The 10872-nt window shown below is 66.8% G+C and carries 8 protein-coding genes; 5 read left to right on the forward strand and 3 right to left on the reverse strand.

The window, feature by feature from the left end; genetic code table 11:
* Window positions 1-39: 39 nt before the first annotated feature.
* A complete protein-coding gene (locus JOF56_RS27555) occupies window positions 40-807 on the reverse strand; it encodes a siderophore-interacting protein (RefSeq protein ID WP_209642402.1) in 768 nt (255 codons plus the stop codon).
* Between the two features lie 107 nt (window positions 808-914).
* Here JOF56_RS27555 and JOF56_RS27560 point away from each other — a divergent pair, with 107 nt between their 5' ends.
* From JOF56_RS27560 to JOF56_RS27575, 4 genes are read left to right on the forward strand one after another with little or no spacing between them, the layout of a single operon-like run.
* Window positions 915-2594, forward strand: coding sequence for an ABC transporter ATP-binding protein (locus JOF56_RS27560; protein ID WP_209642403.1), 1680 nt, complete (start codon window positions 915-917; stop codon window positions 2592-2594).
* Window positions 2591-4384: an ABC transporter ATP-binding protein gene (locus JOF56_RS27565; protein ID WP_209642404.1), complete on the forward strand. Its 1794-nt coding sequence runs from the start codon at window positions 2591-2593 to the stop codon at window positions 4382-4384. The genes JOF56_RS27560 and JOF56_RS27565 overlap by 4 nt, the downstream gene beginning before the upstream one ends.
* Before the next feature lie 2 nt (window positions 4385-4386).
* Complete coding sequence (locus tag JOF56_RS27570; protein WP_209642405.1) at window positions 4387-4869, forward strand: cation:proton antiporter regulatory subunit; 483 nt, start codon at window positions 4387-4389, stop codon at window positions 4867-4869.
* Window positions 4870-4880: 11 nt separating this feature from the next.
* Window positions 4881-6053: a cation:proton antiporter gene (locus JOF56_RS27575; RefSeq protein WP_209642406.1), complete on the forward strand. Its 1173-nt coding sequence runs from the start codon at window positions 4881-4883 to the stop codon at window positions 6051-6053.
* Here JOF56_RS27575 and JOF56_RS27580 read toward each other — a convergent pair whose 3' ends face one another.
* Window positions 6054-8150: a BTAD domain-containing putative transcriptional regulator gene (locus JOF56_RS27580; RefSeq protein WP_209642407.1), complete on the reverse strand. Its 2097-nt coding sequence runs from the start codon at window positions 8148-8150 to the stop codon at window positions 6054-6056. It abuts the gene before it with no gap.
* Window positions 8151-8261: 111 nt separating this feature from the next.
* On the opposite strand from JOF56_RS27580, the gene JOF56_RS27585 reads away from it, so the two are divergent.
* Entirely contained in the window at window positions 8262-9869 is a 1608-nt protein-coding gene (locus JOF56_RS27585) for an FAD-binding oxidoreductase (RefSeq protein ID WP_209642408.1), read from the forward strand.
* Between the two features lie 3 nt (window positions 9870-9872).
* Here JOF56_RS27585 and JOF56_RS27590 read toward each other — a convergent pair whose 3' ends face one another.
* Entirely contained in the window at window positions 9873-10832 is a 960-nt protein-coding gene (locus JOF56_RS27590; RefSeq protein ID WP_209642409.1) for a GGDEF domain-containing protein, read from the reverse strand.
* Window positions 10833-10872 lie beyond the last annotated feature (40 nt).

Genomic DNA, 10872 nt, shown 5'->3' on the forward strand with positions numbered 1-10872 from the left:
GTGTGCCACGGCTGTGCCACACGCTAGGCAGCCGGTATTTCAGTCGTAGGCGGGCCGGTCAGCTCGCCAGTAGCCGCAGAAGTAGATCAGGTCCTTGCCGACGGACCGTTCGTTCACCAGATACCGTCGCACCGACGTAGCCAATGTGGACTCGCCGGCCACCCAGACATATGGCTTGCCGGACGGGAAAGTCGTGGAGCGCAACGTGCTGAGAACCTGGGCGCCGCGTTTGCCGGAGCGGTGCAACCAGGTCGCCGGTGCGGCGAGTTCGATCTCGTCGAGCGAGTCGGCGACTTCGAGCAGCACGATCGCGGGTGTCCGCAGCGTCTCGAGTATCGAGCTGATCGCCGGGATCGCGGTCTCGTCGCCGATCAGCAGCTGCCAGTCGGCGTCCGCGGGCTGGTAGTCGGCGCCGTCGCTGAGCACGCCGATCCGGTCGCCGGGTTTGGCCGCGCAGGCCCAAGCCGAGGCAGGCCCGCTGTCGCCGTGCAGGACGAAGTCGATGTCGAGTTCGCCGCGGGCATGGTCGATCCGACGGACCGTGTAGTTGCGCATGACGGGCCGGCGGTCGGCGGGCATCGCCTGCAGCTCCGGCCACCACTGCTCGGTCACCGGCAGCCGGAAGTCCGTGCTGACCGGGAAGAAGATCCTGGCCAGCTGGTCGGGGCCGGCGTAGCCGAAGGTGGCGATCTCGTCGCCGGCCAGTGTGATCCGGGCCATGCGTTGCGACAGGGCGCGGACCGCGGTGACAGTGACGAACATCGGCCGTTGGCGCCGCGCTTTGACAACGGTGGTCGCCTGGGTCATCGGTGTGCGTCCCCTTCTGTGATCCTGATCTAGCGGTTAGCCTAACCTAACTTCAATCCGTTAGGTTGGCCTCGGCTTGCTGCTTGATCGGCAACGTGGACTCGGAAATGCAGGGGGCTCGGGGATTGCTCACAGGCGCGTTGAAGCGGCATTGGGGCCGGGTGTTGTTCGGTGTGCTGCTGTTGTCGGCACATCAGGCGGCGGAGGCGGCGGTCCCGGTGGCCATCGGTCTGGTGATCGACCGGGCAGTGGCCACTGGTGACTGGGTCGCGTTGGGATGGTCGGTGGTCGGGCTCGCCGCGTTGTTCGGCGTGCTCGCGTCGGCCTGGCGGTTCGGTTCACGGCAGTCCGTGCTCGCGTACGAACGGGAGACCCACCACCTACGCGTAGAGGTGGCCAAACGGGTGCTTGACCCGCGCGGTCACCGTACGGGCATGCGCTCGGGCGAGCTGCTGTCCGTGGCCTCGTCCGACGCCGAACGGGCCGCGATGTTCATTCGCGCCGTTTCGATGGGGATCGCCGCGCTTGCCGCGCTGGTCGTGTCGTCCGTCGCGTTGCTGGCGATCGACATTCCGCTGGGGCTGGGTGTCTTGGTCGGCGTGCCGCTTCTGGTGCTTCTCACCACGCGGGTTGCGCCGCTGTTGACTCGTCACAGCGCGGCGCAGCAGGAGGCGGCCGCACGGACAACGGCCCTGGCGACGGACCTTGTCGGCGGGTTGCGCACGTTGCGTGGGATCGGTGCTCAGCACACGGCCGCGTCGCGGTACCGCAAGTCCAGTACGCAGGCTTTGCAGGCGAGCTTGCGGACAGCTGCGACAACAGGGCTGTATCAAGGGGTTACGGCTGCGACGAGCGGCCTGTTCCTCGCGGCGGTCGCCGGGTTCGCGGGATGGTTCGCGTTGACCGGCCGATTGACCGTCGGCGAGTTGGTGACCGTGATCGGGCTCGCCCAGTTCATCTCGGAACCGTTGCGGACACTGGGTTTCTGTGGACAACTCACGGCGACCGCGCGTGCCTCGGCGGCCCGGCTGGCCACTGTGCTGAGCGCTGAGCCGCAGGTCGGGCACGGCTCGCGCGAGGTCCCGAACGGCGAGATATCAGTTGCCTTGCAGGGGGTTTCGTACCGGACGTTGAATTCGGTCGACGTCGACCTGGCGCCGGGGGAGCTGCTCGGTGTCGTCGCCTACGACCAGCGGGACACCGATGCCTTGCTCGCCGTGCTGGCGGGGCAGGTCGCTGACCATGACGGCAAGGTGCTCCTGGACGGTATTCCGGCTGAGGAGCTGCACATCGACGCCCGTCGGCGGGCGATTCTGGTCGAGCAGCATGACGTTGCCTTGTTCGAAGGTTCCTTGCGCGAGAACCTCTCCGCAGGTTCGCAACTGACTGACGACGAGCTCGCGGCAGCGGTCGCGGCTGCGGCAGCCGAGGATGTCGTCGACGTTCATCCGTCGGGTTTGGACCACCCGGTCACCGACCGTGGTAGTTCGCTGTCCGGCGGGCAACGGCAGCGGATCGGGTTGGCCCGCGCGTTGCTGGCCGCGCCTCCCGTGCTTGTGCTGCACGACCCGACCACAGCAGTCGACGCCGTGACCGAGGAGCTGATCGCGGAACGCCTCACCGCTGCGCGTGCGGGCCGTAGCACGGTTGTGGTGACCAGCAGTCCCGCACTGCTAGGCAAAGCCGACCGCGTAGTTGTTCTCAAGGACGGTCATGTGACTTCTATCGGTACGCACGCGGAGCTCGCGGAATCAGACGAGACCTACCGCAAGGCGGTGCTGCGATGAGTGAGCTGCTGCCGATCGCGTCGCCCAAGCAGACGTGGGCGATGCTGCGTTCCGAACTGCTGTCACAGCGCAAGCTGACAACCGCCGCGCTGTTCGTGATGCTCGCGGCCAGTGCAGCCGGACTGGTTGCGCCCTGGGTACTGGGTTCGCTGGTCGATGATGTGACCACCGGTGCAGGAGCCGGACGGATCATCACGATCGTGGTCATCCTCGTAGTCGCCGCGCTCGGTACGGGTGTGCTTGTGGGGATAGGAACCGCGTTGGTCGCACGCGTCGGAGAGACCGTGCTGGCACGCATCCGGGAACGTGTGCTCGACCGCGCGCTGCATCTGCCGTCCAGCACGTTGGAGAAGGTCGGTGTAGGAGACCTGCTCTCCCGCGCTGGCGATGACGTTTCCGTTGTCACACGGGCGATCACGACGACCGTTCCGGAGCTTGTGCAGTCCGGGTTCACGATTGTGCTTACCAGCGCTGGGTTGTTCGCGCTGGATTGGCGTCTCGGCCTGGCCGGTCTGACCGCCGCGCCCATGTACGTGATCGCGTTGCGTTGGTACCTGCCGCGTTCCGGCCCGTTCTACGCGAAGGAACGCGTCGCGATCGGTGAACGTACGCAGGCCATGGCCAGCTCGCTACGCGGTAGCTCAACGGTTCGTGCGTACCTGTTGGAGGGTGAGCACACCGCGCGCATCACCGATCGGTCTGCAACGGCAATGAATCTGTCGCTGTCGGTCTTCCGGTTGTTCACGCGGTTCGCGTCGCGCGTCAACCGGGCGGAATTCGTCGGGCTGACAGCCGTGCTTGTGATCGGATTCCTGTTGGTACGGGGCGATCTCGTGACGGTCGGCGCGGTGACCGCGGCGGCTCTGTACTTTCACCGGCTGTTCAACCCCGTCGGGTTCCTCATCATGGTGTTCGACGAGATTCAGCAGGCAGGCGCGAGCATGGCGCGGTTGGCCGGGGTCGCGGCGCTGGATCCGCCTGACGGTCCAGCCGAGCCCGCTGAGCCGTCCGGTGCGAGCCTCGAGCTCCGGGGAATTGTGCATCACTACGACGGCCCTGCTGTCCTGCACGACGTCTCGTTGCGTATCGAGCCTGGCGAACGCGTCGCGCTGGTTGGTGCCAGTGGCGCAGGAAAGACCACATTGGCCGGCGTCGCCGCGGGTGTTCTCGCGCCCGTCGGCGGCACGGTCGAACTCGGTGGCGTCGACCTCACGGCGATCGAGGAAAGCCAAGTCCGGCACTACATCGCGCTGCTGAGCCAGGAAGTGCACGTGTTCTCCGGGACGCTGCTCGACGACATCCGGCTCGCTCGGGACACTGCCACTGACGACGAAGTCCTTGCCGCGCTCGACGTTGTCGGGGCCACGGCGTGGGTACGCGCGTTGCCAGACGGTCCGGCAACCGAGGTCGGCGAAGGCGCGCACGAACTGACCGCAGCACAGGCCCAACAGTTGGCACTCGCACGGCTTGTGCTCGCCGACCCGAAGGTGGCGGTGCTCGACGAGGCGACGGCCGAAGCGGGCAGCGCGGGAGCGCGTGTGTTGGAAGAGGCCGCGGATGCGGCGACGCGCGGCCGGACGACGCTGGTGGTCGCACACCGGCTGACACAGGCCGAACGAGCCGACCGTGTGCTCGTGCTGGACCGTGGCGTGGTCGTCGAGTCCGGAGCACACGCGGACCTGCTCGCCGCAGGTGGACGGTATGCCGAGCTGTGGTGGAGCTGGACCGGCATACGCGGTGACCGGAACCCACTGGCGCACGGTACTCAGCCCGGCGGGCTAAAGTCGTAACCGTGAACGTCGAGGTGACACCCCTGCCAGGGATAGGTACGCGTCAGGACTTCGTCACTCGGAGCGGCCGCCGGATCGGTGTGATCACCTACCGTGACGGCCGGATGGAGATGATCGTCTCCAAACAGGACGACCCTGACTCGTGCGTGGCGTCGATCGCGATGAGCGTCGAGGAGACCGCGACCCTGGCCACCCTGCTGGGCGCGCCACAGCTGGTGATCCAGCTGGAGGACCAGCACCGGGACCTCACCGGCATCACCACGCGCCAGCTCCCGCTGGCGCCGGGCTCACGCTTCGACGGGGCCACGCTCGGCGACACAGCCCTGCGTACGAGGACAGCCGTGTCCGTTGTCGCGATCGTGCGAAACGGCACCGTGCACCCCTCGCCACGGCCGGACTTCCAGCTTGTTGGCGGCGACATGCTGGTCACAGTCGGCACAGCCGAAGGCCTCAAACGGGCCGTCGACGTTCTTGAAAACGGCTGAGAAAGGGACAAGTGCACACCACCGCCATCTCCCTGATCGAACTGGGAGCGGTTTTCTTCGGTCTGGGCCTGCTCGGCCGCATCGCGTGGAAGATCGGTATCTCACCGATCCCGCTCTACCTGCTCGGCGGTCTCGCCTTCGGCGCGGGCGGGCTCATTCCCCTGGAGGGGATCGAGGAGTTCGCCGAACTGGGTGCCGAGATCGGCGTGATCCTGCTGCTTCTGCTGCTGGGACTGGAGTACTCGGCCGAGGAACTGGTGACCGGGCTCAAGCGGTCCTGGATGGCCGGGCTGCTCGACCTGGTGCTGAACGCGGTGCCCGGGGCGGCGGTCGCCCTGATCCTGGGGTGGGGACCGGTCGGCGCGATGGCGATGGCCGGCGTCACCTACATCTCGTCGTCCGGAATCATCGCGAAGGTGCTGGGGGATCTCGGGCGGCTCGGCAACCGGGAGACCCCGGTGGTGCTGGCGATCCTGGTGTTCGAGGATCTCGCGATGGCCGTGTATCTGCCTATTCTCACGGCTTTGCTGGCCGGGGCGACGTTGTGGGGCGGACTGACAGCGGTCGGGGTGTCGCTGATCGTGATCACGGTTGTGCTCGTGATCGCGTTGAAGTTCGGCCGGTACGTCTCGATGGTCGTCGACAGCAAGGAGCCGGAGGTTTTCCTGCTGCGTGTGCTCGGGGCCGCGCTTCTCGTCGCCGGGGTTGCCGCGCAGCTGAAGGTTTCCGCCGCGGTCGGGGCGTTCTTGCTGGGCATCGCGATTTCCGGGTCGACCGCGGAGAACGCCACGAAGATGCTTGAGCCGTTGCGGGATCTGTTCGCCGCCATGTTCTTTGTGGTGTTCGGGCTCAACACCAATCCCAAGACCATCCCACCTGTGCTGGGGTTCGCGGTCGCGCTGGCTGTGGTGACGACCTTGACGAAGGTGATCACGGGTTGGTTCGCCGCGCGGCAGCAGGGGATCGGCCGGCTCGGCCGGGCCCGGGCAGGTGCCGCGCTGGTGGCCCGGGGCGAGTTTTCCATTGTGATCGCCGGGCTTGCGGTCACCGCGGGAGCCGTCGACAGTCAGCTCGCCGCGCTCGCCACGGCCTATGTGCTGCTCATGGCCATCCTCGGGCCGGTCGCCGCGCGAGTGGTCGAACCGGTTGCCTACTTCTGGCAGCGAAAGCTGGCCAAGAGCTGATCAGGGGGTCAGCTCCTTGATCAACCGCTCGCTGTGGGTGAGCAGGCGGGTGAAGCCGGAATGGCGGGCCGTTCGGGCGGCCTGGGTGGCGTGGGACAGGGCCTGACGGTGGTCCTGCAGGCTTTGGTGGGCGGCGGCCAGATCGAGGTGCGTGGCGGTCTGGGTGTAGGCCCGGCCCGTGTGGTGGGCGAGGTCGAGGGCGCGGAAGTAGTACTTGATCGCCTCGCGGTGGTCACCGCGGCGGCGGCAGACCGTTCCGAGGGATTGGAGGGTCTCGCATTCGAAGACCGGGTCGCCGAGGGTGGCGGCCACGGTCATGGCCGTGTGGACGTATTCCAGGGCCTTGATGTGTTCGGCTTTCTCGCTGTGCAGTTCGGCCAGGGCTCTCAGCAGGAATGTCCGGACCCAGCTCTGGATCGGCTGCCGGGCCACGACTTGGGCTTCGGCGAGGTGCTTCTGCGCTTCTTGCAGGTCGCCTAGTTCGCGCTGGATCTCGGCCAGGGCGACCAGCCTCATGACCGTGATGCCCGGGGTGTTCACGTGCGTCGCTGCGGTCATGTGTGTGTTGGCTTGTTCGAGGTCACCTCGGTGGAAGGCGATGTGGCCGAAGACGAATATTCCGGCCGCGGGGCTCAGCGCGGCAAGTGCCTGCGCGTTCCGTGTGGCCTGGGTGAGGTCGCCGGCGGTGGTCTGGACGAAGGCCAGATGCACCAGGGCGTTGATCTCCCCGGGCAGCCAGTCCAGGGATCTGCTCAGCTCCAGGGCTTGGTTGGCGTGGCCGAGTGCTTCGGGCAGGTTGCCTTGGCGGTTGCGGACGTCGGACATGCTTTGCGCCGCGAGGATCCGGGCCTGGGGATGGTCGTTGGCGGCCTGCAGGGCTTTGGTGGCAACGGTTTCCCAGTCCTGGATGTGCGGGTGGATGGTGAAGTAGCCGTGTAGCAGGGCTGCCAGTTGCCAGGCTGTCGTGTCAGGCGCCTTCTTGACCGCGCCGACCAGGAGCGGGCGTTCGGTGTCGAGCCACGTCAGGGCTGTCTGGGCGTCGGTGAAGGAGGCGGGTGTGCGTGGGCGGGGAACTGGGCTCGGGAAGTCGTTCGGGTAGAGCGCATCGGCTGCTGCACAGAGGTTTGCCAGGCACCAGTCGTAGACCTGGGTGGGTGGTGAGGTCGTGAGGTCGGCGGCGAACACGCGGAGCAGGCCGTGGAAGGTGAACCGGCCGTCGGGGGTCGACCGCAGAAGTTGGGCGGTGACCAGCCGGTCGAGGCGCTGCTGGCTTTCCGCCAGCGACAATGCCAGATCCGGGCTGAAGTCGGGGGCGGGCACGACCGCGAGCATCTGGTACAAGGCTGCTGTCCGTGCGTCCAATGTGCGGTATGTCAACGTGAACGCGGCTCGGGCCGCGGCGATCGCGTTGTCCGCGTTGGACAGTGTGGTGACCAGTTCGGTGGATTCGTGGCTCAGTACGCGTTGGTGGGCTGCTCGTAGTTCGGCCGACGGCTCGATTCCGAGGTCGCTGACCAGTCTTGATCGGATCGCGGTGAACACCTCCAACGCGGCCGCTTGCCTGCCGTCGCCGGCGAGGGCGAGCATCAGACGTGCGTGCAGACCCTCGTGGAGTGGCTCCTCGTCGGCGAGCGGCTGGAGGTGGCAGACGACGAGCGCATGATCTGCATGATCGGCGAATTCCATTGCGACGCGGAGACGTTGCTGAGTGATCGCGATACCGGCGGGATGGTCGCGTAGCTCGGCGAGAACCGGGCCGCGCCAGCATTCCAACGCCTGGGCCAGGTCCGCGTTGCGGACGTGGGTTTCGAACGCCTGCAGATCTGTGTGCGCGGTCAGCTGGTAGCCCGGGCCGATGAGGTCGATCCGCAGGCCCGCACGCCGCAGGCGGGAAACGTAGCCCGTCACCAGTTCCGAGCTGCTGCGGGGTGGTTTGCCCGGCCACAGCAGGTCGATGATCTCCTCGCGGCTGACGACTTCGTTCGCGTGCAGGGCAAGCAGGCCCAACAGGCGTCTCTGTTTGGTTGCCGCGACTCGTATCTCGTGGTCCGCGTCGCGAACTGTCAGCGGACCAAGCACCCCCACATGCAGCGTCACCATCCCATTGTGCCCGACCGGATTCATGACGTGTCAAGAATCCATGTTGAGTGCAGCCCGGTTGCCTAGCCTGCGCGGCAGGGGACGACACGACCAAGAGGGGTGTTCACCATGGATCGCCGAGGATTTCTCACTACCACCGCCACGGCCGGCGCACTGGTCGCCTGGCCTGGTCAGGCAGTTGCCGACCAGGGGCGGGACAAGGTGGGGCCGGTCAGCATCAGACCGGGTGACCCGCGGTACGAGGACCTCGTCCTGCGGCCGATCAACCGGCGGTTCGCGCCGCGGCCCGAGTCGTTCCGGATCGTCGGGTCCACGGACCAAGTGGTCCGGGTGGTGAACGAGGCGGTGCGCGCGGGCAAGCGGGTCACGGTTCGCAGTGGTGGGCACTGCTATGAGAACTTCGTCGGCGACCCGCAGCCGCACATGATCATCGACATGGTCGAGATGAACGCGGTGTACTTCGATGACGAGCGCAACGCGTTCGTCATCGAGCCGGGCGCGTTGCTGTCGGACGTTTACCGGACGTTGTACTACGGCTGGGGCGTCACGATTCCCGGTGGTCAGTGCGGGACTGTGGCCGCGGGCGGGCATATCCAAGGCGGCGCGTACGGTCCGTTGTCACGGGCGATGGGGTCCGTTGTGGACTATCTGTATGCCGTGGAAGTCGTTGTGGTGGACCGTTCCGGGCGGGCTCGGGCGATCGTGGCCACACGTGAACCGGATGACCCGAACCACGACCTGTGGTGGGCGCACACCGGTGCCGGCGGCGGGAACTTCGGTGTGGTCACGCGGTACTGGTTGCGCTCGCCAGGCGCGACGGGCAACGATCCGACCAAACTGCTGCCCAAGCCGCCGCCGAGCGCGTTGTCCGGCATCGCGTACTGGTCATGGAAAGACATGAGTGCCGAGTCGTTCCGCCGGCTCATCCGCAATCACGGGGAATGGCACGAACGCAACAGTGCGCCCGGCAATCCCAACGCGAGTCTGTTCTCCGTGCTCATGATCGGCAATCAGGCCAATCCGGTATTGCCTGGGGAGCTGCTGGTGACCGGGACGATCGACGGTTCGTTGCCGGATGCCGCCAAGAGATTGAAGGACTACTTCGACGCCGTCACCGCCGGTGTCGGCGGTGGTACGTCCTTCATAGCGCCGGCCGCGGTGCCTTTCCTGGCCAACATGCGGTCCGCGGTGGAGGAATTGGGGGCTCCCGCCAGGCAGAAGAACAAGGCCGCCTACCTTCGCAAGACGTTCGCGGACAGTCAGATCGACACCATCTACGGCCGTATGTCCAAACCAGACCCGTCGGTGGGGATGATGATGACGTGGCTGGTTTCCTATGGCGGCCAGGTGAACGCGGTCAGCCCGGCGGCGACCGCCATGCCGCAACGGGACGCGATCCTCAAGGTGGTCTATATCGCGGCCTGGCAGAACGACACGGCCGACCCGGGCGTCGACGCCCGGAACATCGACTGGATCAGGCAGTTCTACAAGTCGGTGTACGCCGGCACCGGTGGCGTGCCGGTGCCCAACGGGATCAACGACGGCTCCTATATCAACTATCCGGACATCGACCTGGCCGACCCGGCCTGGAACACCTCGGGTGTGCCCTGGCATGCCTTGTACTACCAGGGAAACTACCCACGCCTGCAGCGGGTCAAGGCCAAGTACGACCCGCGGGACCTATTCACCCACAAGCTCGGTATCCGGCCCGCGTGAACCTCAGCGAGTCGGCAGGAAGCGCATGTAGTCGCTGATCGCGGCGTCCATCAGGTCGCAGACCCGGCACGGTGCCGGGGTCGGGCTTGGTTTCTCCAGCTCGCGAGGGGTGGGCTGCTGCTCCTCTGAAGCGGGTGCCGTGGGCGCGCCCGGGGTCTGGGCAGGGCGTTTCGGTTGCTGCCGGACGACCGGGGCCTGTGGTTTCGGCGGAGGCACGGTCGCGGTCATCGTGACTGTGGTGGGCACGGTGACCGGCGGCAACGTGACCGTCGGCAGTTGCGGGGCGATGCCCAGCTCTGTGGACGGTTCGGCTGCGACCTGCTCGACCCGGGGCGTGTCGCCGACAAGGGAGACGACGATCAAGCCGACAGCGGCGCCTGCGGCCAGGATGGCCGCAGGCATCCGCATCGACCTTCGGCTGGGCGCACGAACTCGGTCCCGGCCGGTGCGTTTCGCGTGGCGCAGGGCGGCGTCTGCCTCTACGACGAGCGCTTCCAAGTCTGTGCCGGGGTTTCCGACGGATACGCCGAACGACGCCGTGACCCGGTTGATCCGGACCGTGCCGCCGTCGGTCGGTGCGGGGACGACCGTCGCGCGGATGTCCTGCCGGATGCGGTCGGCGACGATCATGGCGTCGTGCATGTCCGTTTCCGGCAGCAGCACAAGGAATTCGTCACCGCCGTGGCCGCCGTACCGGCCGAGCAAATCACCCTTTCGTGTGCTGTGTCGCAGCGTGTCGGCAACCGCCTTCAACACCGCGTCACCGGCGACATGGCCGTACCGGTCGTTCACGCGTTTGAAGTTGTCCAGGTCGACGATCACCAGGGCGGTCGACTGCGACGCCGCGAGGATCTCCTGTGCCTGTGCGTCCCAACCCCACCTGTCCAGCAACAACGTCAGCCGGTCGGTCGCCCAGGCGCCATGCGGCCGGCCACAGGAGTCGCAGCTCGGCGAATTGCTCATATCGGGGCAGTCTCCCTTCGGCCGAAGAGACTATCGCCTA

Source organism: Kibdelosporangium banguiense (genome assembly GCF_017876405.1).
Classification (GTDB): Bacteria; Actinomycetota; Actinomycetes; order Mycobacteriales; family Pseudonocardiaceae; genus Kibdelosporangium; species Kibdelosporangium banguiense.

What these genes read in the sequence shown, in the direction of transcription:
- JOF56_RS27590 (WP_209642409.1), bottom strand. Translation starts at nt 10,832, where the DNA reads ATGAGCAATTCGCCGAGCTGCGACTCCTGTGGCCGGCCGCATGGCGCC.
- JOF56_RS27565 (WP_209642404.1), top strand. Translation starts at nt 2,591, where the DNA reads ATGAGTGAGCTGCTGCCGATCGCGTCGCCCAAGCAGACGTGGGCGATG.
- JOF56_RS27555 (WP_209642402.1), bottom strand. Translation starts at nt 807, where the DNA reads ATGACCCAGGCGACCACCGTTGTCAAAGCGCGGCGCCAACGGCCGATG.
- JOF56_RS27560 (WP_209642403.1), top strand. Translation starts at nt 915, where the DNA reads ATGCAGGGGGCTCGGGGATTGCTCACAGGCGCGTTGAAGCGGCATTGG.
- JOF56_RS27585 (WP_209642408.1), top strand. Translation starts at nt 8,262, where the DNA reads ATGGATCGCCGAGGATTTCTCACTACCACCGCCACGGCCGGCGCACTG.